The sequence below is a fragment of the Blautia sp. DFI.6.71 genome (assembly GCF_020593585.1).
Taxonomy (GTDB): Bacteria; Bacillota; Clostridia; order Lachnospirales; family Lachnospiraceae; genus Blautia_A; species Blautia_A wexlerae.
Genome location: NZ_JAJDMJ010000008.1, coordinates 12,434 through 37,351 on the forward strand (window position 1 = coordinate 12,434; position 24,918 = coordinate 37,351).

At 46.4% G+C, this 24,918-nt stretch carries 23 protein-coding genes; all 23 read left to right on the forward strand.

Annotation, left to right across the window (positions count from 1 at the left end; genetic code table 11):
- Window positions 1-4 precede the first annotated feature (4 nt).
- Entirely contained in the window at window positions 5-2,770 is a 2,766-nt protein-coding gene (locus LJE12_RS05475) for a DNA methyltransferase (protein ID WP_227222531.1), read from the forward strand.
- 15 nt (window positions 2,771-2,785) lie between these two features.
- Window positions 2,786-3,562, forward strand: coding sequence for a DUF6414 family protein (locus LJE12_RS05480; RefSeq protein ID WP_227222530.1), 777 nt, complete (start codon window positions 2,786-2,788; stop codon window positions 3,560-3,562).
- Window positions 3,549-4,667 (forward strand): AAA family ATPase, encoded by a 1,119-nt coding sequence (locus LJE12_RS05485; protein WP_227222529.1) that lies wholly within the window; start codon window positions 3,549-3,551, stop codon window positions 4,665-4,667. The genes LJE12_RS05480 and LJE12_RS05485 overlap by 14 nt, the downstream gene beginning before the upstream one ends.
- Before the next feature lie 256 nt (window positions 4,668-4,923).
- A complete protein-coding gene (locus LJE12_RS05490) occupies window positions 4,924-5,550 on the forward strand; it encodes an alpha/beta fold hydrolase (RefSeq protein ID WP_062807152.1) in 627 nt (208 codons plus the stop codon).
- A gap of 61 nt (window positions 5,551-5,611) precedes the next feature.
- Window positions 5,612-5,989 (forward strand): EF-Tu/IF-2/RF-3 family GTPase, encoded by a 378-nt coding sequence (locus LJE12_RS05495; RefSeq protein WP_227222528.1) that lies wholly within the window; start codon window positions 5,612-5,614, stop codon window positions 5,987-5,989.
- Between the two features lie 58 nt (window positions 5,990-6,047).
- Window positions 6,048-6,221, forward strand: a complete 174-nt coding sequence (locus LJE12_RS05500) for a hypothetical protein (protein ID WP_227222527.1) — start codon at window positions 6,048-6,050, stop codon at window positions 6,219-6,221.
- Window positions 6,222-6,245: 24 nt separating this feature from the next.
- The gene (locus tag LJE12_RS05505; RefSeq protein ID WP_005341260.1) at window positions 6,246-6,470 is read left to right on the forward strand and encodes a DUF3791 domain-containing protein; all 225 of its coding nucleotides are present in this window, start codon (window positions 6,246-6,248) and stop codon (window positions 6,468-6,470) included.
- Window positions 6,463-7,029 (forward strand): DUF3990 domain-containing protein, encoded by a 567-nt coding sequence (locus tag LJE12_RS05510; RefSeq protein WP_062807154.1) that lies wholly within the window; start codon window positions 6,463-6,465, stop codon window positions 7,027-7,029. The genes LJE12_RS05505 and LJE12_RS05510 overlap by 8 nt, the downstream gene beginning before the upstream one ends.
- Complete coding sequence (locus LJE12_RS05515) at window positions 7,017-7,259, forward strand: hypothetical protein (protein ID WP_055158449.1); 243 nt, start codon at window positions 7,017-7,019, stop codon at window positions 7,257-7,259. Before LJE12_RS05510 ends, LJE12_RS05515 begins: the two co-directional genes overlap by 13 nt.
- 192 nt (window positions 7,260-7,451) lie before the next feature.
- On the forward strand, window positions 7,452-7,817 hold the full coding sequence (locus LJE12_RS05520; RefSeq protein ID WP_227222526.1) for a DUF3847 domain-containing protein: 366 nt from the start codon (window positions 7,452-7,454) through the stop codon (window positions 7,815-7,817).
- Entirely contained in the window at window positions 7,817-9,451 is a 1,635-nt protein-coding gene (mobQ, locus tag LJE12_RS05525; RefSeq protein WP_227222525.1) for a MobQ family relaxase, read from the forward strand. The genes LJE12_RS05520 and mobQ overlap by 1 nt, the downstream gene beginning before the upstream one ends.
- Window positions 9,452-9,489: 38 nt before the next feature.
- The gene (locus LJE12_RS05530) at window positions 9,490-11,358 is read left to right on the forward strand and encodes an AAA family ATPase (protein ID WP_227222524.1); all 1,869 of its coding nucleotides are present in this window, start codon (window positions 9,490-9,492) and stop codon (window positions 11,356-11,358) included.
- A gap of 205 nt (window positions 11,359-11,563) precedes the next feature.
- Window positions 11,564-11,746 (forward strand): hypothetical protein, encoded by a 183-nt coding sequence (locus tag LJE12_RS05535; RefSeq protein ID WP_227222523.1) that lies wholly within the window; start codon window positions 11,564-11,566, stop codon window positions 11,744-11,746.
- 26 nt (window positions 11,747-11,772) lie between these two features.
- On the forward strand, window positions 11,773-13,470 hold the full coding sequence (locus tag LJE12_RS05540; RefSeq protein ID WP_062807159.1) for a recombinase family protein: 1,698 nt from the start codon (window positions 11,773-11,775) through the stop codon (window positions 13,468-13,470).
- A gap of 75 nt (window positions 13,471-13,545) precedes the next feature.
- On the forward strand, window positions 13,546-13,629 hold the full coding sequence (locus LJE12_RS20510) for a Maff2 family mobile element protein (protein WP_334303177.1): 84 nt from the start codon (window positions 13,546-13,548) through the stop codon (window positions 13,627-13,629).
- A gap of 19 nt (window positions 13,630-13,648) precedes the next feature.
- Window positions 13,649-14,518: a VirB6/TrbL-like conjugal transfer protein, CD1112 family gene (locus tag LJE12_RS05550; protein WP_112090109.1), complete on the forward strand. Its 870-nt coding sequence runs from the start codon at window positions 13,649-13,651 to the stop codon at window positions 14,516-14,518.
- Between the two features lie 32 nt (window positions 14,519-14,550).
- Entirely contained in the window at window positions 14,551-15,033 is a 483-nt protein-coding gene (locus LJE12_RS05555) for a PrgI family protein (protein WP_227226760.1), read from the forward strand.
- Window positions 14,954-17,326, forward strand: coding sequence for a VirB4-like conjugal transfer ATPase, CD1110 family (locus LJE12_RS05560; RefSeq protein ID WP_420314562.1), 2,373 nt, complete (start codon window positions 14,954-14,956; stop codon window positions 17,324-17,326). The genes LJE12_RS05555 and LJE12_RS05560 overlap by 80 nt, the downstream gene beginning before the upstream one ends.
- An 11-nt stretch (window positions 17,327-17,337) precedes the next feature.
- Entirely contained in the window at window positions 17,338-19,065 is a 1,728-nt protein-coding gene (locus LJE12_RS05565; RefSeq protein WP_227226753.1) for a C40 family peptidase, read from the forward strand.
- Between the two features lie 12 nt (window positions 19,066-19,077).
- Window positions 19,078-19,344 (forward strand): DUF4315 family protein, encoded by a 267-nt coding sequence (locus tag LJE12_RS05570; protein ID WP_112090112.1) that lies wholly within the window; start codon window positions 19,078-19,080, stop codon window positions 19,342-19,344.
- Window positions 19,316-21,331: a DUF4366 domain-containing protein gene (locus LJE12_RS20515; protein ID WP_227226752.1), complete on the forward strand. Its 2,016-nt coding sequence runs from the start codon at window positions 19,316-19,318 to the stop codon at window positions 21,329-21,331. The genes LJE12_RS05570 and LJE12_RS20515 overlap by 29 nt, the downstream gene beginning before the upstream one ends.
- 171 nt (window positions 21,332-21,502) lie before the next feature.
- Window positions 21,503-23,605, forward strand: a complete 2,103-nt coding sequence (locus tag LJE12_RS05580; RefSeq protein ID WP_227226751.1) for a DNA topoisomerase 3 — start codon at window positions 21,503-21,505, stop codon at window positions 23,603-23,605.
- Between the two features lie 3 nt (window positions 23,606-23,608).
- Window positions 23,609-24,913, forward strand: coding sequence for an LPD16 domain-containing protein (locus tag LJE12_RS05585; protein ID WP_227226750.1), 1,305 nt, complete (start codon window positions 23,609-23,611; stop codon window positions 24,911-24,913).
- Window positions 24,914-24,918 lie beyond the last annotated feature (5 nt).

Sequence of the window (24,918 nt, forward strand, 5' to 3'; positions counted from 1 at the left end):
TGCAATGACAGACACACAGCAAAGAGCAGCGGCGAAAGCATTTGCGAAAAACTGGAAAGACCGTGGATATGAAAAAGGCGACAGCCAGATCTTCTGGGTGGAGCTTCTGACAACAGTATTTGGAGTAACTGAAATCTCAAAGTTTATTTCTTTTGAAGATCAGGTACACCTTGACCACACCAGTTTTATTGACGGGTATATTGAGAAAACCCATGTCATGATTGAACAGAAAAGTATCAACAAAAGCCTGACGGCTGCTATTCGGCAGTCCGATGGCTCCATGCTGACACCATTTGAACAGGCAAAAAGATATTCCTCTGAACTGCCGTATTCAAAAAGACCAAGATGGATTGTAACCAGTAATTTCCAGTCATTCTATATTTACGATATGGAAAAGCCGGGCGGTGATCCGGAGATTATCCAGTTGGAGGATCTGGAAAAAGAATACTACCGATTACAGTTCCTTGTGGACGAAGGAAACACAAATCTCCAGAGAGAAATGGAAGTTTCCATTGCCGCTGGTGAGATTGTAGGATTGTTGTATGATGCACTGGCAAAACAATATGTTGACCCAACAACAGAGCGTGCAATGAAAAGCCTGAATATCCTTTGCGTCAGAATGGTATTCTGCCTGTATGCAGAGGATGCGGGTATCTTCGGACAGCATGGTATGTTCCATGATTATCTGGAAGAGTTTGATACAAGGCACATGAGAAAAGCTGTGATTGAGCTGTTCCAGGTGCTTGATACAAAACCAGAAGACAGAGATCCATATATGGAAGAATCTCTGGCACAGTTCCCATATGTGAACGGTGGGCTGTTTGCAAATGAAGATATTGAAATTCCACAGTTTACGGATGAAATCAGAAATCTTTTACTGGAAAAAGCGTCAGCAGATTTTGACTGGTCAGAAATTAGCCCGACTATATTTGGTGCGGTATTTGAGAGTACACTGAATCCTGAGACAAGACGTTCCGGTGGTATGCACTACACCAGTATTGAAAATATTCATAAAGTCATTGATCCGCTGTTTCTGGATGATCTGAAAAATGAACTGAAAGAAATTCAGCAGATAACGGTTCAGAGAACAAAAGATAAGAAGCTGAGAGACTTCCAGACAAAGTTATCAAATCTTCGGTGGCTTGATCCGGCATCGGGAAGTGGAAATTTCCTTACAGAGACATATATCAGTATCCGGCGATTGGAGAATGAAGTCATAAAAGAATTGCAGAGAGGACAGATTACTTTTGGATTTGATGAATCTTCTCCGATTCATGTTTCCATTGATCAGTTTTATGGAATCGAGATCAACGATTTTGCTGTCACAGTTGCCAAGACCGCATTGTGGATTGCAGAATCACAGATGATGAAAGAGACGGAAGACATCGTTCACATGAATCTGGATTTCCTGCCGTTGACGACCAATGCGTTTATAGTAGAGGGTAATTCTTTACAGATTGACTGGGAGAGAGTTGTACCAAAATATCAGGTGTCGTATATTATGGGAAATCCACCGTTTCATGGATTTACTTTTATGACAGCTGAGCAAAAACAAGACATGCAAAATATTTTTCCAGGTGTGAAGAATCTTGATTTTGTTTGTGCTTGGTATAAAAAAGCGTCAGATTATATTCGGGGAACAAAAATAGAAGTCGCTTTTGTATCAACAAATTCAATTGTACAAGGTGAAACGGTATCCAGATTTTGGGACTTTATGCAGGATGATATTATTAACTTTGCATACAGAACATTTGAATGGGATAGTGAAGCAAGTGTAAAAGCTCATGTACATTGCGTAATCATTGGATTTGCGAAATTCTCACGTTCGACTAAATATTTGTACGATAATGGAAGGACTACAGTGGCTGAAAATATCAATCGCTATTTGATGGATGGAGATGATATATTAGTACGTAGCCGGAATAAACCTTTGTGCGACATTCCTAAGATGATATATGGCAATAAACCAGCAGATGGAGGAAATTTGATTATTGAAGATGAGGACTTAAATGAATTTATTAAAAAAGATCCGAACGCAAAGAAATATATCCATCCTCTTTTGGGAGCTTCAGAATATATCAAAGGAAATAAAAGATGGTGCTTATGGCTTGTTGGTGCAGATCCGGAAGAATTGAAAAAATGTCCAATGATTATGGAGAGAATAAAGAAATGTAAAGAGGCAAGAGAAAACAGCGTTGCTGCAGGAATAAGAAAGTTTGCAGCTACGCCAACACTTTTTGCACAGAGAACTCAGCCGGTTGATAAAGATTTTATTATTGTGCCGAGAGTATCATCACAAGCAAGACGTTATGTCCCTATGGGATTCATTAAAGCTGGAACAATTGTAACGGATAGGGTTCAGGTAATCCCGGATGCTTCACTGTATGATTTTGGAATTATAATTTCAAATATTCACATGGCTTGGATGCGAGTAACATGTATGCGGTTAAAGAGTGATTATAGTTATTCAAAAGATGTTGTATACAATAATTTCCCTTGGCCAGAGCCAACAGAGCAGCAAAGAGAAAAAATAGAGAAGACTGCTCAAAGAATACTTGACGCAAGAGCACTGTATCCGAATAGCAGTCTTGCAACGTTGTATGATGAATTGACTATGCCGCCAGAATTGAGAAAGGCACATCAGCAAAATGATATGGCTGTCATGCAGGCATACGGATTTACAAAAGGTAGTGAAGCCTATAAAAGCGAAGCTGCCTGTGTTGCAGAACTTATGAAAAGATATCAGAAATTGTGTGAGGAACAGAAATAGTAAGGAGCAGAAAAGTTGAAAAATAAAAACACTGAGAAAATAGAGTTTCTAAAAATAGTTTATTTTGATGAAGCTGCTGCACAGGATTATGTTGATGTTACAAATGGAGGACGACTTGATTGGTCAACACAGGAAAATAAAGAAAAAATAGCTAAAATAGTTGCTGAAATTGAAGCTCAGGCAAAAAGTGGCTTTAATATTTTGAATTATATTAAAGCAACATTTCAGGGAAAAGTTGATGCCAGTGCTTCCGCTGAACTGACCAGCGCTTTTGACAAAACAATAAAAAATACGTTGCTTACAGATTATATACAGGCAGCATCGAAGGATAAACACGTAAAAAAATTCGAGAATGGTGGTGTTTATGCTCCGGAAAATTCTGTGACATTATATAAAATGCTCAGTTCATATTTGACCATTGTGCCTAAAGAAGAAATGCCAATAGATATGGAAAAATTAAATGAGGCAATATTAGGTGAACGGGGTTATTATGATATGCTGTTAAAGACAGAGAAAGAGCGGAAAAGCGTATTGAGATTTAACCTTCAAGCATTTAAAAATAATTATAACCTTGTCGATTTAAGCAAAATGAAACTGACATATTTCGGAATAAAGGTTGGAACTTGTGGCGAAAATCATTTATCAATTGATAAAGAGTTTGATTTTCAACCAGCTGAAGACAAGACTACAGCAGAAGAAATTGTTGAGGGAGAAAAAACTGCTGATGAAGAAGAGAAAGAATTAGATGTTTATGATATAGTATTGGCAGGTGTGGTACGTGAAGAAGATTGAAATTTTTGTAGGATCTGATTCTGCTTTTGAAAAGATTGTTCCGAAAAGTGCAAGAAATCTTAGTGAAATGGCAGCGAAACTTGATGATGGTAATAAAAAAATGGATGTGTTTGTTAACATTCCAGGGCAGCCAGAACCTAAGCCTAAGAAAAAGAAGAAACCGAGAGTTCAAGATTTTGTTATTCATGCGGATGAGTACTGTAGTGTTCAGGAACATGTAATTATAAACTTTATAAATTTTATTTTCCAAATGTCCATAACAAATATGTATATTCAAAATCCACCGAAAAATATTCGAGAGCAGATATATCGAACATTTGATAAAAGTATTATTCATGAAAAGCAACAGCCATATTTGGAAGTTTCAAAGGAAATGATACAAACATTTAACAGCCAATATAGTGAAAGAGTAATTGGTCAGGAAAGAGCAAAAAAGAAACTGCTTCAGGCAATATATCCTTTGGTAGATGGTAAGCAGAGTAAGCCTGTTGTAATATTGTTATATGGAGATTCGGGGCTTGGAAAGACGGAATCCGCACAGTATATGGCAGAATTGATGGGTGGAAAATTATTAAGAAAACAGTTTTCCATGTATCAGAATAATGAGTCAGCTAATTACATTTTTGGCGGAAGATATAACGAGAAAAGCTTTGCACAAGATCTTTTGGCTAGAGAAACAAATGTATTGCTGTTTGATGAGTTTGATAAAGCTTTATCTGTATTTCATAGTGCATTTTATCAATTATTTGATGAAGGAATTTATGAAGATCATAATTATAAAGTGGTAGTAAATAAGGCAATTATTATGTGTACTTCAAATTATAAAACAATTGATGAGATAAAAGAACATTTGGGATTGCCGATATATAACCGTTTTGACTCAATTATTAAATTTAATGATTTGTCAGGTATAGCAAAAGAGAAAATTGCAGAGAGGGAAATAGAAAGACTGAAGGAAGATTATGATATTGAAGACAGAGAACTATTTGACAAAATAAAGAAAGGTGCAGTTACTCAGTCAAATGCAAGAGAAATAAAACATTTGATAAAAGACACTTTCTCTCTTGTGGCACTAAAAAAAATATGCGGTGAAACAGAAATATAATTCTCTTAGCAAAGCTAAGAGCGCACTTCTATACAGGCAATTCCATCTGCCTGTATCGTGCGACCTGCGGTGCCATTCCCGGTTTTGAGAAATCTCAATCCGGGAAATACAGCGAAATCAGAGATTTCGGACAAGGGGAGTTTCCCCTTGCGGCACAGGTGCCTATCCCCAATAAAGAGTTTGTGACTGAATATTTCAGATACAGACATATAAAGTGATAGAAAGCGTGAAATATAAATTTGAAGGGTGACTATATATGAAGTATTTATATTTGCATGGACTAGGGCAAAAACCAGACAGTTGGAATAGAGTAATAAAAGAAACGAAAGTATCGAAAAGCAGTTGCAGTTTGAGTTTATCAGAGATGTTAGAAGGGAAATCTATTACATATAAGGAATTATATTTATCATTCTCATCAGAATGCGACAAGGAGAACGAAGAAATTGTCTTATGTGGGCTTTCTCTAGGAGCTGTTTTGACACTTAATTATGCGATAGACCATCCAGATAAAGTAAAGGCACTCGTATTAATTGCAGCACAATATAAAATGCCAAAAAAATTATTGAAAGTTCAGAACATGTTGTTTCATCTTATGCCAAATTCGGCATTCAATAAAATGGGCTTTAAAAAAGCAGATGTTATTAGCCTATGTGGTACGATGGCTGAATTAGATTTCAGTGACTCACTTTATAAGGTGTCTTGTCCGGTATTAATTGTTTGTGGAGAGAAGGACAAAGCAAACAAAAAAACTTCAAAAGAACTTTGTCATTATTTGAACAATTCCGACTTCTATGAACTTATGAAAACAGGTCATGAAGCAAACATAGAAGCTCCGGAAGAGTTGGCGATCGTGTTGCAAAGATTTTATGATAGTATCAATTAGCTTCCCGTTTATCTGGAAGTCACAGAGAGCGAAAAATTGAAATATGTAAAGGAGAAACACTATGGGAATATTTGGAAAAAGCAAAAAAGAACGAGAAAAAGAATATATGAATAAATTAGATGTTAAATCATGCTTAAAAGAGAATTTTGAACTTATCATTGATGATGTGTTTACAATTATTGGAGTAGGAACTGTAGCCACAGGATATATATTAACTGGAATGTGCAGAGTAGGGGAAGATGTGAGTATTTATGTAGCAAATGGCGATGTCTTAAAAACTACAATTACTACTGTTGATGCACATACAAAAGAACGAAAATCAAATGGTTGCGGATATAAAACAGAACATGTTGGCCTTGGGCTACGAGGAATTTCCAAGGAACAATTAGAAAAAGGTGATAAAATAATTGTAAAGAATGCGAACATGTATGGAATGTAATTACAACTTCAAATTTGCAGAATCAAGAAAATCGGAACTGATAAAGGAAAATAATCATATGCAAGATATAAAAAATGAAGAATATGTTACATGTCCTCGCTGCGAGAAAGAAGTCTATAAGGATGCAATAACTTGTCCGTTTTGTAACTTTGGTATTATGGCATGGCTTGAAGGAGAGATTAATGAGAATGGAGAGCCCGTGAAAAAGAGTTCTAAGCAAAAATTTTATTGACCAAGAAATTGAGGAGGATTCATAATGAGTGAGAAAACAGAGATTACTTTCATGCAGACAAGATTAATCCGGCTTGCTTCAGAAGAGTGGCATTTACCTGTTGAACAGATTATCCACTTGTTTAAAGAAGCCGATGTTCTTGGATATATAGAAAAATGCTATGGGATTTTTCATTGTGAGGGTGATGAAGCTGTGCTTGAAGACATTACAGAATTTCTGGAAGGAAAGGGGATAAAGATTAGTGCTTGAGTTAAAAGATAGATTTGTTCTCTATCATGGAAGTTATTGTGAGGTAAAAGAGCCAGATCTTGCCAAATGTGCAAAGAGAAAAGATTTTGGGCAGGGATTTTATTTAACTACATCCAAGGAGCAGGCAGAAAGTTTTCTGAGAACCTCAATAGCCAAAGCAATCGCAACCGGAACAATTGAAGAAGGACAGAAGTTTGGATATATTTCAACTTTTGAATTCAACCTTTCAGGAAATCTTGAAACGCATATTTTTGAAAATGCAGATGTAGACTGGTTACATTGCATTGCCGCTCATCGAAAGAAAAAAATGTTTATCGAAGTGGAACGTGAAATGGCAAGGTATGATATCATTGCAGGAAAGATTGCGGATGATGCAACAAACGCTACCCTTACTGCTTATCTCGCCGGGGCTTTCGGGACAGCAGGCGATAAGGAGGCAGACGATTTCTGCATCAGACAGTTGTTGCCCAATAAACTAAAAGATCAATATTGCTTCAAAACGGAAGCAGCTATTGAGTGTCTGAAATTTGTGAAAGGTGAGAAGATATGGCTGAAGTAACAATTCCAAAGGAAAAAATGAATTATACAATCGACCTTCTTATCACTATGGTGACAGATGAGATTGCAGAAGAAACGGGCAAGGACAGAAAAGAGATATTGACAGATTTTCTTTGTTCAAAGACAGGAAAAGCACTGTATGATGAGAACACAAAGCTGTGGTGCAATGGTCCAGCATATATTGCTGAATTGTATAGGGAAGAGTTAAAGAAATCCGGATATCAGATTTGAGATGAATGCATATCCGGATGGAGTTGAAAACTTCCGCTATTATATCGTTGTGACAACTAAATATTTCAAAAGTTACTGAGGTCAGCATTTCCTAATTATGGAACAATGACCTCAGTTTTTTTTATACCCAGGAATCGGCATTTATGAATGAACCGGTTCTTTTTATTTACAGAAAAGAAGGAGGACGACAGAGTGAGCAGAGCAAAAAATTCGAAATACGAATCCATGTCGCTGGAGGAACTGAAAGCCAACGTGGAAAAGAGCAGACAGGAATTGGAGGCGGCAATCCACAATAAAAATCTTCTGGAGCAGAGAAAAAAACTGGTGGAACGCAGAGAACGTTCCCACCGGCTGATTGTCAAAGGGGCAGAGTTTGAGAAAGCGTTTCCATTGTCAAGGGATCTGGAACAGGAAGAATTTCAGGAGGTAATGAACCAGATGCGTAACAGCAGTTACAACAAGAGTGTTGTGCGGCAGAATTATATAACTGCTTCACAAAAAGACAGACAAGAGATTGCCGAAGCAGTTAAAAAAACAGAGAAGGGAGATGACAGCTAATGGCATTGTATCATTTTTCAGTAAGACATGTATCCAGAGGGAAAGGACAGATGGTGGTCGCTTCCGCAGCCTATATTTCCGGGCAGAGGATTTTTGACAGTTATTACAACAAGATACACGATTATACAAGCAAGTCGGGTGTGATATTTACAGAAATCCTGACACCGGAGTATGTGCCGGAGCGTCTGAATGACAGGGAAACCCTCTGGAACGAGGTGGAGCATGTGGAAAGGAACAACAAGGCGCAGCTTGCCTATTCGTTTGACATTGCCCTGCAGAATGAACTGACACTGGAAGAAAATATCAAATTGGCGAAAGAGTTCTGCCGGGAGCAGTTTGTGGCACGTGGCATGATCGTAGATCTGGCAGTCCATGAGGGAAAATCGGACAATGAAGAAGAACCGGATAATCCACATTTCCATGTGCTTGTCCCAATCCGTCCTTTTACAGAGGAAGGAATCTGGGGCAATAAGCAGAGGCGGGAATATATTCTTGATGAGGATGGAAACCGGGTGAAGGATGCTAAAGGAAAGGAGATGTTCAATGCTGTTTCCACTACCGGTTGGAATGATCCGGAGCTTTTAAAGGAGTGGCGGAGAGCATGGACAGAGAAAGTAAATGGGAAATTTCGAGAGTGCCACATGGCAGCCAGAATCGACCACCGTTCCTACAAAGAACAGGGGATTGACCGGATCCCGACTATCCACGAGGGATATGAAGTCCGGGCAATGGAGAAAAAGGGAATCAAAACGGTGATCGGAGAATTGAACCGGGCAATCCGGCAGTTCAACCAGATGTTCATTTCCCTGAAAGAATCCATTCAGTGGATGAAGACTGCTTATGAAGAAATGAAAGCCGAGCTGGATCGCAGGCAGAACCCGACACTCCTGGAAAGCCTGCAGGACTATTATGATAAAAAGACACAGAGAAGAACGCCACTTCCTAATTTCTATGCGGAGATGAAACGAAGAGGGAAGAATCTCTCAAATCTACAGGAATTTTCAAAATCCATCAATTATCTTCAGACACATCAGATAGAGACGATGAATGACTTGCAGGAACGGATTGAGGAATTGAACGGTGTTGTTTCCGTCAGCAAAAAAGAAATTTCAGAAAAGCGGAAACAGTTAAAGGAACTGGAGAATCTGGAAAAAATGGCAGAGGTAATCAAGACGAACCAGCCATTGATTGATGAGTACAATCATTTCTTTTTCCAGAAAAAACGGGAGAAATATTATCAGCAGCACAAAAAAGAAATCAATTATTACCGTAAATGTGAACGGGAACTAAAACAGCATCTGGATCAAAATGGGAAAGTCCCAACTGCCAGATGGAAACGGGAGAAAGAAGAACTCCAGGCGGTGATCGAAGAGCTGAAAGCAGATAATCAGCCGTATCAGGAGGAACTTGCATTTGTAAAAAAGGTACAGAGTTGTGCGGATATTGCCAGACGTGACCGGGAAATGGCAGAAGCAGATACTTCCGGGCGTTCAGAAGAAAAAATGGAGGAGCAGAAACCAGAAAAGAAGACTTCCCTCTTGAGAAAACTGGATGAAAAGAAGAAAGAATGTGCAGAGCGTGATGCAAAACAACAGGCAGTGAAGAAAAAACGGAACTATGAGATGAGTTTATAACAGTCTGTCAGCAGGACAGACAGGAAAGGATGAGGAAAATGCAGTATACGGAAGAACAGATTATAAGAGCAAACCAGACAGATCTTGTATCTTTTCTGAACGCACAGGGAGAACAACTGATGAAGAGTGGAAAGGAATACCGTTGGAAAAAGCATGACAGTGTAACAGTGTCTGGAAATAGGTGGTACAGGCACAGTCAGGGGAGAGGTGGCTATCCGGTGGATTTTGTGATGGAATTTTACAATGCTACGTTTCCGGAAGCTGTCAAGATGCTGACCGGGGAGGAAGGCGAAGGCAGGAACAGTGCCTGCCCCGCCCCGTCCCCTGACTTCCGGTTGCCAGAGAAAGAGGAAAATAATGATAGAATCATCAGATATCTGACAGAAAACAGAGGGATTGAAAAAAATCTGGTGGAGAAATGGATCAGCAGTGGGGATATTTATGAAGAAAAGAAGCACCATAATGTGGTGTTTGTCGGCAGAGATGCAGATGGTATTCCAAGATATGCCCATTGCAGGGGGACAGGTGAGATAAAATACCGGGGAGATGTGGCTGGATCTGATAAATCTTGCGGATTCAGTCACAGAGGAACGGATAATCAGTTGTTTGTGTTTGAAGCAGCCATTGATCTGCTTTCTTTTATCCAGTTATTTCCCAAAGACTGGAACAAGCGGAGCTACCTGAGTTTAGGTGGCATCTCCGGTGTGGCACTGATGGCTTTTCTTTCTGAACGCCCTCAGATTACTTCTGTATTTTTGTGCCTGGATAATGACCAGCCAGGGAATGAAGCCTGTGAGAAACTGGCAGAAGAAATCCCGGACGGATACAGTATCATCCGTCTGAAACCGTCCCGAAAGGACTGGAATGAAATCCTCTGCGATAAAAGTGCGGACAGGAAGAAAGCAATCATTGAAACAGTTACAATGAAAGCACCGGAAGAACTGGTGCCGATGCTGTGCTATGAAGATATTGAGCAGACCAGTGTAGAATGGCTGTGGTTTCCCTATCTGCCATTTGGAAAACTGACAATTATCCAGGGCAATCCGGGAGAGGGAAAAACTTATTTTGCCATGATGCTGACCGCAGCCTGTACGAACCGGAAGACTTTTCCGAATATGGAAGAGATTGAACCATTCAATGTAATATACCAGACTGCAGAAGACGGTATGGGAGACACAATCAAGCCGAGACTGGTAGAAGCCGGTGCTGATCTGAGCCGGGTTATGGTCATTGATGATACAGAAGAAGCACTGACATTATCCGATGACCGTATCGAAAAGGCAATCCGTCAGAATCAGGTCAGACTTTTAATCATTGATCCGGTACAGGCATTTATCGGTGCCGACGTGGATATGAACCGGGCAAATGAAGTGCGTCCGGTATTTCGAAAACTGGGAATGATTGCTGAAAAGACCGGCTGTGCGATTGTGTTGATTGGACATCTGAATAAATCTTCTGGTACGCAGAGTACTTACCGGGGACTTGGCTCTATTGATATCATGGCGGCAGTGAGGAGCCTGCTTTTCATCGGAAAAGTAAAGAAAGACCCGACAACAAGAGTGCTGATTCATGAGAAAAGTTCTCTTGCACCTCCGGGTGAGACGATGGCATTTAAACTTGGAGATGAAGAAGGTTTCCGATGGGTGGGAGCTTATGAGATTTCTGCCGATGATCTTCTGGATGGAAAGGAAGGAAAGCCGACAGAAACAAAGCTGCAACGAGGAACGAAACTGATCTATGAACTGCTTGCAGACGGAAATGCAGTCACAATCCGGGAACTGGATGAAAAGGCAAAATCACAGGGAATCTCCCAGAGAACCATGCGTGAAGCCAGAAGCCGGATGAAAGAAGAACTGGATTATCAGATGAATGAAAAACAGGAAAATACCATTCGATTAAAAAAATAAAAGAGAATGGGTGACGGCAGGATTTTGGAGTGGACGGCAGGCTTTATAGATACCCTATTTGCCGCCTGCCGTCTGCCAGTGCAAGGCAATCGAACGAAAATAGTAGGTATCCATACGAAAATAAAAAAATGCAACCAACAGTCTGGGCAGTTAATCTGAAAAATGGATTAGCTGCTCTTTTTTTGCAAAAAATGGAGATTTTACAATGGCAGCGAAGAAGAAAATCATCAATATCAGAGTATATTTTGACGGTGATCAGGACGCAAAAGAAGTATTTGCCGAGGTGATCGCACAGAAAATACGTGACACGAAAGTAAAAGATAAACTTGCAATAATGAAAGATAAGCAGTATAATGATTATGAGTTCAGTAATCTGAAATCTGCGTAGGATGTGCAACGTAACGGAGGTATCAGATGAACAACAGATATATGAGTAACAATACAGACAGAAATGCAACATGGAGAGTTGGCGTATATTGCCGACTTTCCAAAGATGACGAACTGACCGGAGAGAGTGCCAGCATCTCCAACCAAAGGGACATTCTGGTGAATTACTGTCAGTCACAGGGCTGGCAGGTGGTGGATGTGTTTCAAGACGATGGTTATACAGGACTGAACACAGACCGACCGGACTTACAGAGACTTCTCAAAGCCTGTGAAAAAGGACTGGTGAATCTTGTAATCACCAAAGATCAGAGCCGACTGGGACGAAACCATGTACAGACAGGATTTCTGATGGAAGAGTTTTTTCCGAAGCATGGAGTAAGGTATATCGCATTATACGACAATGTGGATACCTTTGACGGGGACAATGAGATTGCTCCGTTTAAGAATGTACTGAATGAGATGTATTCCAGAGACATTTCCAAGAAAGTCCATGCGTCCTATCACCTGCAGGCAACCAAGGGCAAGTTTACAGGCGTTGTTCCACCACTGGGATATCAGAAAGACCCGGAGGAAAAGGGACATCTCCTGATTGACGATGAGACAGCACCAATTGTCCGGAAAATCTTCCAGTGGGCGGTGGATGGTCATGGGATTAACTTCATATCCAGAGAACTGGAACGACAGCAGATTCCCTGCCCGTCATGGTGGCACCGGAAACGGGGACTCCGTACCTATTACACAAAATGGGAAAAGAAAGACCCTGAAAATGGGAAATATGTATGGGATGAATCCTATCTGAAATCCCTGCTGATGAATCCCGTTTACTGTGGTGACATGGCTTCCCAGAAGAGGTACTACCGTTTTAAGATTGGCAATCAGGGAGATAAAGCTCCGGAGGACTGGATCACAGTCAGGGATACCCATGAAGCAATCATTCCACAGGATGTATTTGCTCTGGTACAGGCGAAGATGAAAGGCAGGAAACGCCAGACAGAACAGGGAGAATACAGTATGTTTGCCGGTTTACTCCGCTGTGCAGAGTGTGGCGGTGCATTAACATTAAAGAAGACACACACCAAAGACCAACATGAAGTTTATACCTGTTCCACTTATATCCATAAGGGAAAAGCACACTGCACCCAGCACCGGGTGGACGCTGATGATCTGTATGATGCAGTCCTTACCAGAATCCAGGAATGTGCAAAAGCAGTCACCGGAGAGGGAACAGAACTGGAAGACAGGGTAAAAGAGTTGTGTGAGGAAGATACGCAGGGACACAGAGACAGTCTGGAGAAGCTGGTATCAAAGCAGAAAGACCGTCTGGAGACGTTAGACCGGCTGATTGCAAAACTGTATGACGACCTCATCAATGACAAGATTACAGAATCTGTTTTTGATAAGATGTTGGAGAAGACACAGAAAGAGCAGGCAGATATCAAAAAGGAACTTTCCCAGAATGAGAGTGTGCTGAATACAGAAGAAAAACTGGATGCACAGTCCCAACAGTGGATTGACGATATCAGTGAGTATGCGGATATCAAAGAACTGGATGCCAATCTTCTGAACCGGCTGATCAGTAAAATCATTATCTCAGAACCGCAGGAGAAAGACGGAAAAGAAAATTACCGCCGTACTCCTGAAACGGTTACAATGGAAATTCATTTCAATTTAAAACCAATACCGGAGCTTGGAACCATCGAAAGAGGTTCCGGCTCCCATAAATAAGAAAAATCTATCAAAATTTAATCTATTTTAATCTTTTCAAGGCTCATTTCGAGCCAATATTTTCTCATAAAAGACATAAAACAGCTTATGGCGGGCGGCGGCATTATGCTTCTCGGCCTGAAGGTGGTTCCGCTGCTGTCCAGCCTGATTACCGTCTAATCGGCACGGGTAGCGGCTTATGCAAAGCATAATCGACGCCATTGAACAGTGGCTGAAAGACTTCTTAATCGGAGCCATCACTGGCAATCTGTCGAGTATGTTTAGCGATGTCAACAGCAAGGTCGCCACAATCGCAACCGAAGTGGGAAAGACGCCGGAGTCCTGGAACTCCAGCGTCTTTTCCATTATTCTTACGCTGTCTAAGAATGTGGTAGTTCCCATAGCGGGGCTTGTGATAGCCGCCGTCCTGACGTATGAACTGATTTCCATGATTATCGAGAAGAACAATATGCACGACATTGATACCTTTATGTTCTTCAAATGGGCGTTCAAGTCAGCGGCGGCGGCAATCATCGTTAATCATACCTTTGATTTCATCATGGCAATTTTCCAGGTTGCACAGACAATGGTTCAAAGGAGTGCCGGTGTCATAGATACCAACGCCAGCATCGACATTTCCTCTGCAATCGCCAACATCACGACGGAGCTTCAGGCCACGGGGCTGGGAGATCTGTTTGCCTTGATGCTGGAAACCTGGGTCGTATCCTTTGCCATGAAAGCGATGGGGCTTATCATCACGGTCATTTTGTATGGCAGGATGATTGAAATTTATATTTACGCCAGTGTCGGCCCGCTGCCCTTTGCTACCTTTATGAACCGGGAATGGGGCAACATCGGCACCAACTACGTCCGGGGGCTTGCCGCCCTGGGGCTGCAAGGCTTCTTAATCATGATCTGTGTCGGCATCTATGCCGTGCTGGTCAATGCTCTTTCCCTGGGCGGGGATTTGCAGGCTTCCATCTGGAGCTGCGCCGCCTACACGGTGCTTCTGTGCTTCAGCCTGTTTAAGACCGGCTCCGTGGCGAAAAGCATCCTAAACGCACACTAAGTTTTGAGAAAGGAGGGTTTCGATTGGCTTATGTGACGATTACCAAAGACTTGACCGAGGTTAAGGACAAGGTGGCTTTTGGGCTGACCAAGCGCCAGATTGTCTGCTTTTCCCTGGGCGGGATTGCAGGCGTGGGCACTTATTTCTTAACCCGGCACTCCCTGGGGAATGACCTTGCCCTGCTTCTTCTGATTGCCCTGGCAGCGCCCTTTATGCTGTTCGGGCTGTATGAGAAGAACGGTCAGCCATTGGAAAAGATTCTGAAAAATATCATCCGTGTCCGGCTGCTCGCACCTGCGGCCAGACCTTACCAGACCAACAACCGGTTTGCCGCCCTGGAGCGGCAGGCACGCTATGAAAAGGAGGTACAACAACTTGTTTCCATTCAGAACAAAGCCACCGGCAAAAACAGCCGTGGGCTGGGAACATCTCGTGATCCGGCCCGATACCAAGCTGACCGCCGCCGACAAAAGGCGTGTGGAAAAGGCAATCCGGCGGGCAAAAAAAGAGGGTAAAATCGCAAAGACCGCCCAGCAGACTATTCCCTATGAAGAAATGTACCCGGACGGCATCTGCCGCATCACGAACCGGCTTTACAGTAAAAGCGTCCTCTGTGACGACATCAACTATGCCGAAGCGTCTGACGATGAAAAGGCGGTTCTGTTTGAGCTTTACTGCAAGCTGGTCAACTATTTCGGGCCGTCTGTGGGCTTTGAACTTTCCGTGATCTGCTATCCGGCAGACCTAGTGGAATACCGGAAAATGCTTGCCCTTAACCCCCAGGGCGACCAGTTCGATGAAATCCGAAAGGAATACAGCGATATGCTGGTGCGGCAGGTTTCCAAGAGCCGGTATGAGCGCCGTATTTGTCTGACCTATACTATCGAAGCAGACGGCATCAGGCAGGCCCGTTCCCGCCTGGAGCAGATCGACAATGATGTGGTGGGGCATTTCCGTGCCCTGACGGTTGCCGCACATCCGATGGACGGTTATGAACGGCTGACGCTTCTTCATCGGTGCCTGCATCTGGAGGAGAACCGGAAGTTCCGTTTTAACTGGGATTCCTTAAAGCACACAGGGCTGTCCAGCAAAGACTATATCGCCCCCAGCTCGTTCTTCTTCAAGGATGGGCGCTATTTCCGCTCCGGCGCATCTTTCGGGGCGGTTTCTTTTTTGCAGATCCGGGCGACCAAACTGTATGACACGCTGTTAAACAGCATTTTGAACATGGAGGGAAGCCAGATCGTCAGCATCCATGCCAAAGCCCTCGACCAGAATGCCGCTCTGAAAGCAGTCAAGCGCAAGCTGAGTGATCTGGACAAGGCAAAGATCGACGAACAGAAACGGGCCGTCCGCTCCGGTTTTGATATGGACATCCTGCCGCCCGATCTTGTGACATTCGGCAAGGAAGCCCAGAAACTTTTGGAGGATTTGCAGAACCATGACGAGAAAATGTTTATGGTCACAATCCTGGTTGTCCATGCGGCGTCCAGCCGTCAGAAGCTGGAAAATCTGATTTACTCCGCAAACGGCATTACCAATACCCAGAACTGCGATCTGATCCGGCTGGACTATCAGCAGGAACAGGGCTTTGTGTCTGCGCTGCCCATCGGCATCAACCAGGTGGAAATCCAGCGTGGGCTTACCACCAGCGGGGCGGCAATCTTTTTGCCGTTCCGTGCCTGTGAGGTATTCCAGCCCAAAGGCGTTTACTATGGGCTAAACGCCACCACAAACCGGATGATTCTGGCTGACCGCAAAACGCTCAAGTGCCCCAACGGAGTGGTGCTTGGCACTCCCGGTTCCGGTAAATCCTTTAGCTGCAAGCGGGAAGCGGCAGACGTCTATCTGCATACCACGGATGACATTTTGTTCCTCGATCCTGAGAATGAATATACTTCCCTGTGCCAGCAACTTTCGGGACAGGTGATCCGGCTTGCCCCGGACAGCCACGATTATATCAATCCGCTGGATGTAGATTTGACCACGAATACCGGCGAGAATCCGCTTCTGATGAAAGCGGACTTTATCATGTCATTCTGTGAACTGATTTTGTCTGCCGCCCAGGGCGGCCTAAAGCCCATTGAGAAATCGGTCATTGACCGCTGTATCCCGAAAATCTACCGCCAGCTTATCAAAGACCCCAGGCCGGAGAATATGCCGATCCTGGGGGATTTGTATGAGTGTCTGCGGGCACAGCAGGAAGAACAGGCACAGGAACTTGCCACGGCACTGGAACTTTATGTGTTTGGTTCCCTCAATTATCTGAACCACCGAACTAACGTCAATGTTGATAACCGTGTGGCCTGCTATGACATCAGCGGTCTGGGGCAGAACCTGAAAAAGCCCGGTATGCTGACCGTCCAGAATAACATCTGGCAGCGCACCACCGTAAACCGCTATGCCGGAAAGACCACCCGCATCTACTTAGATGAGTTCCACCTGCTTTTAAAGGAGCCGCAGACGGCTGCCTACACCGCAGAAATCTACAAGAGATTCCGAAAATGGAATGGCATCCCGACAGCTCTGACGCAGAATGTCAAGGATCTGCTGGAAAGCCCGGAGATTGAAAATATCCTGGAAAACAGCGATTTTATCCTGATGTTGAACCAGGCGGCCAGCGACCGGAACATTCTGGCGCAGCGTCTTGGTATCTCTCCCCAGGAGCTGGGTCACATCACGAACAGTGACGCCGGTGAGGGGCTTTTGTTCTTTGGAGATAAGATTATTCCCTTTGTTGATAAGTTCCCCACGGATACAAAGCTGTACCAGGTTATGACCACGAAGCCTGCGGATTTGGCAGCATAAGGAGGTCTGCCATGAAGAAAAAAGCCAACATCTACGATGCTGACGATGTAGAGCGCAGCAAACGGCTGAATTTCACCCCGGAGGAACGGGCTGCCCGTGCGGAACACAAGGCGGAGGTTTTGGGTACGAAGCTGGAAAAGGCGAAAAAGAAAGTGCCTAAGAAGAAAAAACTGCGTCTGCAAAAAGAACTTGATCCCGAAAAAAGCAGGCTGAAGCACACACTCCGGTTTGAGGAAGTGGAGAAAAAACGTGGGCAGGAAACCCTGCCGAAAAAGGCGGGCAGGCGCATGGTACAGAGTGCCAGTGCCACCGTCCACTCCAAGATTCATCAGGTGGAGGAAGAAAACGTGGGTACGAAAGCCGCCCATCGGACAGAGCTTGCGTCTGAGGGGGCCGCTGCTCTCGCCAGCCATGAAATCCGCAAGTACCGGCAGAACGCCCCGTATAAGCGTGTGGAGAAGCTGGAAGCCCAGGTCAACCGGGCGAATGTCAGTGCCGCTTATCGTGCCGCTGTCCGGGATAACCCGGAATTGCAGGAAAATGCCGTCAAGCGTCTTATTCAGAAACAGCGCATCAAGCGCCAGTATGCCAAAGAGTTTCGGAAAGCAAAGCAGGCTGAGAAACCGGGTTCGGCATTTGTCCAGAAAGCAAAGGATATGTTTGGCAGTATCGGTCAGACCGTGGCGACTGCGGTGCAGGAGCATAAAGGCGGGCTGGTGATGGCTGGTGCGATTGCCATGCTGATTATTATGGTGTTTTCGTCCCTTTCTTCCTGCTCTGTGATGATGGATGGAGCCATGAGCGCCGTGCTGGGCACTTCCTACACTTCGGAAGATCCCGACATCATTCAGACAGAAGCCAATTACACCGCCCTGGAAACCGCTCTGCAAAATGAATTGGCGAACATCGAGCGCACCCACCCCGGCTATGATGAATACCGGTACGATGTGGACAGCATCGGGCATAACCCCAATGAACTGATTTCCTATCTGACGGCAAAGTTTGACGCTTTTACGCCTGCCCAGGTGCAGGCAGAACTGGAAGCCATGTTCGACAGGCAGTACAGCCTGACCACCCGTGAGGTGGTGGAGATCAGAACCCGCACGGTTACTTCCACCGACCCGGAAACAGGGGAAACCACGGAGGATGAGGAGGAATATGAGTATTACATCCTCTATGTGACCCTTAGAAATAAAGGGTTCGGGGCGGTTGCCCTGGAGAACTTGGACGAGGAGCAGAAAGAACGCTATACGGCCACCCTTTCCTTAAAGGGGAATAAGCCTTATCTGTTCGGCAGCGATATTTACGCCAATGAAAGCGCCGGTGAAGATTACGACATTCCGGGGGAAGCCCTGGCTGACCCTGATTTTGCCGCACTGATCGCAGAAGCCGAAAAATACTTAGGGTTCCCCTATGTCTGGGGCGGTTCTTCTCCAAGCACCAGCTTTGATTGCAGCGGATTTGTATGCTACGTTTACACGCACAGCGGCGTCCACAACCTGCCCCGCACCACCGCCCAGGGCATTTATAACCAATGCGCCCATATTCCAATGTCAGAAGCCAAGCCCGGCGACATTATTTTCTTTACTGGCACTTATAACTCCCCAGGGCCAGTGAGCCATGTGGGAATCTACGTCGGCAACAATATGATGATTCACTGTGGGTCGCCCATCCAGTACGCAAGGACTGACAGCAGCTATTGGTCGCAGCATTTCTATGCCATCGGCAGATTAAATTAAGGAGGTTTTGATTTGAGTAACAAGTTGCAGAAAGTCTTGTCGGAGATCGACAAGGTAAAAGAAAAAATCGCTGTCCAGCAGACCCGGCTTAGGGAACTGGAGCAGCAAAAGACCGAACTGGAAAATATGGAGATTGTCGGTATGGTTCGTGGGCTGGATGTAGCCCCGGAGGAACTGGCAGCATTTATCAAGGCGTTCCGTGGCTCTAAAGCCGGGACGCCTGATTTTATGGAAAGCGAGGATAACGAACATGAAGAATCTGAACATGAAGCGGAGTAAGCGGCTGACCGGAATGGTCTGCATGATGCTCTCCATCTTCCTTTTGACGATGCCCCTTTTGGGCATGGCTGCGGCGCAGGACGTATCGGGCAACGATGCGCCTGCCTGTATTTGTGATACGAAATGCTCTGTGGAAACTCCCAATCAGGAATGCCCGGTGTGTAAGGAAAATGCCGATGCCTGCAAAGGGCAAGCGGCAGAGCCGAACACGCTGCCCTGTTTTTGCGAGAAGAAATGCACCAAGGGCGATCACAATACCGAGTGCCCCGCCTGCGCTGCCGATATGGATTTGTGTACCGCTCCCCCGGCAGGAGAACCGGCAGCTTGTATCTGCACGGTTCTGTGCCAGGAGGGTGCGGTGAATCCTGACTGTGCTGTCTGCCAGTCTGACCGGGCACAGTGCATCGGGAAAGCACCGGATACGTCCACGGAGCCGGAACAGCCTACGGAACCGGATACGCCTACGGAACCGGACACGCCCACGGAGCCGGAACAGCCTGCCGAACCGGAAAAATGCACCTGCACCGATAAATGTGCCGCTGGTGCGGTCAATACAGGCTGCGTGATCTGCAAGAATGACCTGACAAAATGCGAGGGCAAGGAGCCGGAAGTAGCTGACCCCAAGTTTACCATTTCCATTCTTGCCCCGGACGGCTGGTACACCAATCGGGCAAATGTGGAAATCCGCATTAAGGATGTCAATAAAACCGGCTGGGATACCGTGGAAGCCAAGATTAACAGCGGCGGCAGTTGGATTGATTTAACGGACGATCTGGTGGATAAAGACAAGGTATCCCTGGAAATCTCCGAAAACTGCACCATTTATGTGACCGTAACCGATAAAAACGGAAAGTCCCACACCAAGAACCGTTACATTGAGGTCTTTGACCGGGAAGCCCCGACAATCCGTGCGGGGATTGAGGGCGAGCTGCTCCGTGTGGAAGCAAGCGATGACCTCTCCGGCGTGGACAAAATCTACGTCTGCGGCAATTCTTTTTCCAAGCTGAATAATGGCACCTTGGATATTCGTCTGAAAGATTATGCGGACAATTATGAGCAGATCACGATCCAGGCCACTGACCGTGCCGGAAATAAGAGCCGCATGACCCAGCTTAACAATCCCTATTATGAGGAACCGAAAAAAGACAGCGATAAGACGTCCAGTTCTCCCACCAGCCCGTCTATCCCTGCATCCACGGTTACAACGCCCACGGGCGGGGGCACCGGCACCACGCTTTCACAGTCTGGCACTGGCGGGACTGCTTCTACCGGGCAGACGGCAAAGCCTACCGGCGGCACTATTTCTTCCTCTAATAAAGCGGATACCGGAAAAGACCCGTCTGCGGTAAGCCCGGTTGCCACGGAGGAAACGGAGGATAACCCGTTTACCCCGGATGGCAGCGCCACGGTGGTTGATAACGCTACCGATGAACAGGGCAAGGAGTTTTATACCATTATGACCCCGGATGAAAATGTGTTTTACCTTATTATCGACAAGCAGCGTGACAGCGAAAATGTGTATTTCCTCAATGCCGTAACGGAAAGCGACCTGATGGCGCTGGCACAAAAAGACATGGACAGCCAGACTGTCACACCGACCGCACCGTCAGAGCCGGAACCCGCCGCTCCTGCCGAGCCGGAGGAACCGTCAGAACCGGAAACACCGGAACCCGAACCGGAGCAGCCCGCCCCCAAGAGTAACAACAGTATGATGTTCCTTATGATCGTGGCTGCGCTGGCGGCTGGCGGCCTGGGCTACTATTTCAAGGTTTATAAGCCGAAGCATGATCTGGATGATGCCGAGGACATCGACGATTTTGAGTTTGAGGGGCCGGAGGAGCCTACTGTCAACGAAGATGAGGAAGCAACCGGCGAGGATGCAGGTCAGGAGGAACTTTCCGAGGAAGAAGAAGCCGAACAGCGCAGGCTTTATGAAGAAGATAACGAGGACATTCCCATCGAGGGCGACGATGACCTTGTTTTCTAATAACCCCGGACTGGAACGGATGATGCAGCAGAAACCCGCTGGGCGGCAGGTGTCGGAGGAAAGGCCGGCACCTGCCCCCGATTCCCCCTGCTATGACTGTGGTTATGGCAAGGGGCGGCGCTGTGTGGGTATCTGCTACAAAAAGCTGATGAGCGAAAGGAGGAAAACGGCTTGAAGTTAGTAATTGCAGAAAAGCCCAGCGTGGCGCAGAGTTTAGCCGCCGTGCTGGGCGCAAAGGAACGTGGACAGGGATATTTGCAGGGTAACGGCTATGTGGTGTCCTGGTGTGTGGGGCATCTCATCGGGCTGGCGGCGGCTGACGCTTATGATGCCCGGTATTCCAAATGGTGCTATGAAGATCTGCCCATTATCCCGGAAGAATGGAAATACACGGTGGCACCGGATAAAAAAGACCAGTATGAGGTGCTGGTTTCCCTGATGAACCGCCCGGATGTGGAAAGCCTTGTGTGCGCTACGGATGCGGGGCGTGAGGGGGAATTGATTTTCCGGCTGGTCTATGACCATGCTGGATGCACAAAGCCCTTTGAACGGCTGTGGATCAGCAGTATGGAAGATTCCGCAATCCGGGAGGGATTTGAGAACCTGCGCCCCGGTGCAGAGTATGATCTTTTGTATCAAGCTGCCCTGTGCCGTGCCAAGGCGGACTGGCTGGTGGGCATTTCCGGCACCAGGCTGTTTTCTACCCTGTACCGGAAAACTTTGAACATCGGCAGGGTTATGACCCCGACCCTTGCTCTGGTAGTAGACCGGGAAACTGCCATTTCCGATTTTAAAAAGGAAAAGTTTTATACGGTGGTGCTGGACTGCGGGAAGTTTACCGCCGCCAGTGAACGGTGTGAGAACCGAAAAGCCGCCGACCATCTTTCAGCCGCCTGCAGCACGCAGGCGGCTGTTGTGCAGTCCGTGGAAAAGAAGCAGAAGTCCACACAGCCGCCCAAGCTCTATGACCTGACTTCGCTTCAGCGGGACGGGAACCGGCTGTTTGGCTATACCGCCCAGCAGGTGCTTGACTACGCCCAGGCACTGTATGAGAAAAAGCTGTTGACCTACCCCCGGACGGATTCCAACTATCTGACGGAGGATATGAAAGACACCATTCCAGAGCTGTGTGAGCTGGCGGCATCCGCCCTGCCATTTTCCGTGGCGGCTCTCAGCGTGGATGCGTCCCGTGTCATCAATAACAGCAAGGTCAGCGACCACCACGCATTACTGCCCACAAAGCAGATTTCCGGCGCTGACCTCTCCTCACTTCCTGCCGGGGAGCGCAATATCCTGGCATTGGTAACGGTGCGGCTGTTGTGTGCCGTGGGGGAAAAACATCTTTATGAGGATACCACGGCTGTTCTTCTCTGCGGCGGCGTTACCTTTACGGCAAAGGGGCGTGTGGTGGTATCGCCCGGTTTTAAGGAGATAGAACAGGCTTTTTTTGCCACGCTGAAAAAGAAGCCGGAGGACGATTCCAAGGACGAGGACGCCAAAGCCCTGCCGCCGCTTATAGAGGGGCAGACCTTTGAACAGGTCAGGGCTTCTACCAAAGAGGGAACCACCAGCCCGCCCCGGCACTTCACGGAAGATCTGCTTTTATCGGCTATGGAACACGCCAGCGCCGAAGAATTTGCCGAGATCGAGGGCGCAGAGCGCACGGGCCTGGGCACACCTGCCACCCGTGCCGGTGTGCTGGAAAAGCTGGTGCGTGGCGGTTTCCTGGAACGCAAGGGCAGGCAGCTTCTCCCCACCAAAAAGGGGTTCAACCTGATTGTGGTGCTGCCGGACAGTGTGAAGTCCGCCAGGCTGACCGCCCAGTGGGAAGCTGGCTTAAAAGCTGTGGAGCGTGGCGAACAGGCTCCCGATGTGTTTATGGGCGGCATTGAACAGATGGTGTCCGATCTGGTTGCCCAGTACAGTGCCGTCAAAGCGGATACTTCCCTGTTCCAACAGAGGGAGGTTATCGGGAAATGCCCCCGCTGCGGCTCTGATGTGCTGGAGAGCAAGAAGAATTTTTTCTGCTCCAACCGGGAGTGCCAGTTTTCCATGTGGAAAGACGACCGCTTTTTCACTTCCAAGCACAAGGAACTGACCAAACCGATGGCGGCGGCACTCTTAAAGAATGGGCGTATCAAGATGAAAGGTCTGTTCAGCGAGAAAAAGGGCGTACTCTATGACGCTGTGGTGGTGCTGGCGGATACCGGCGAAAAGTATGTGAATTACAAGATAGAGCTGCCGCCCAGACCGAAAACCAAAGGAAAGGAGTAACCTATGGCGGATATAAACCGGAATGAAGAAAAAGTACCTGCCCCGGAGGAGATTCACGGGCTGGCGGCTGCCCTTGACCAGTTTGGTGAGGATTTTGACCCTTATGAGTACATGGATACCGTTGAGGACAAAGAACAGAACATCCGGGATACCGAAGCGATGCTGCTTGCGGGAAAAACGGATGGGCTGAAAAACTATCTGATGGGCTTTATCGACGATAGCCGTGATCCCCAGGCGGTGCAGGCAGCACAGGAACTTATGAAACGGCTGGAAGAAATCGCCCCGCAAAATGCTTTGCGAACCGCCGAAATGAGCATGGAGCAAAACTGCAACATGATTGACGGGATTCTCAACAACCTGCCAAACCCGGAAGAAGCGGGATTATCCATTGACGGCGGTTCCCGTTACCTGGCAATCCAGACCTGTGACAGCGGCTACGATTACACCTTTTTCAATCAGGATTTTCAGGAATTGGACGGCGGGCAGCTTGACAACCCGGAATTTTCCATGTCGAGGGCAATCTATGAACTGCTCTCCGATGAACGTTTGCAGGAGGCAAAGCTGGAAGCCATAGACTATGCGTTTTTAGTGGAACAAGCGGAAGCTGCTGAAAAGGAAAAGCGTGCGGCGGTGCTGGCGGCACAGGAAATGCAGGAGCAAAAACAGGAAACGCCGATTTTGCGGGTCGTGCCGGTCAACCGCTTTGAACGGTATATCGAACCCGGTGAGATTACCCAGGATCAGTACATTGTCAAAGGCGGTATCCTTTTAACGCCCTGTGCGTCCAACCCGGATTTTTATGAGTCCTCCAACCGCAGGGTAAACGGCAGCTACATTGATGCCCATATCTATGAAGTTGCCGAGAGGAGCAAACGGGGCAAGCCTACCGCTTTTCGTGTGGTGGAGGATGTGCCAGTGGAGAATCCCTTTGAGCCGGTGGGCAGAGAAATCGCCATTACCCAGTCTGGCGGGATTCCCTGCGGCCTGGTCTATAAGCATGAAATGGAGGGTTTTATCCTTTCCGATAAGACCGTGCTGCTTCAGAAAGAACGGGACGCCCACGGGAATTATTACGGCGGTATCAGTCTGGATGGCATGATGTTTAAGATTCCGAAAATGTATACCCCTGTCACGGATGAAACCGGCAGGATCACCGCTTTTAGGCAGATGCGGGAAAAGGATTTTTCCAGGGAGCAGCCGCAAAAGAAGCCGGAGAAAAAGCCCTCGATCCGGGAGCAGCTCGCAAAAAAGCCGGAGCAGCATACGGCAGCCAAGCCCCCGGCGAAGCGGAAAGATTTGGAGAGGTAATGCCT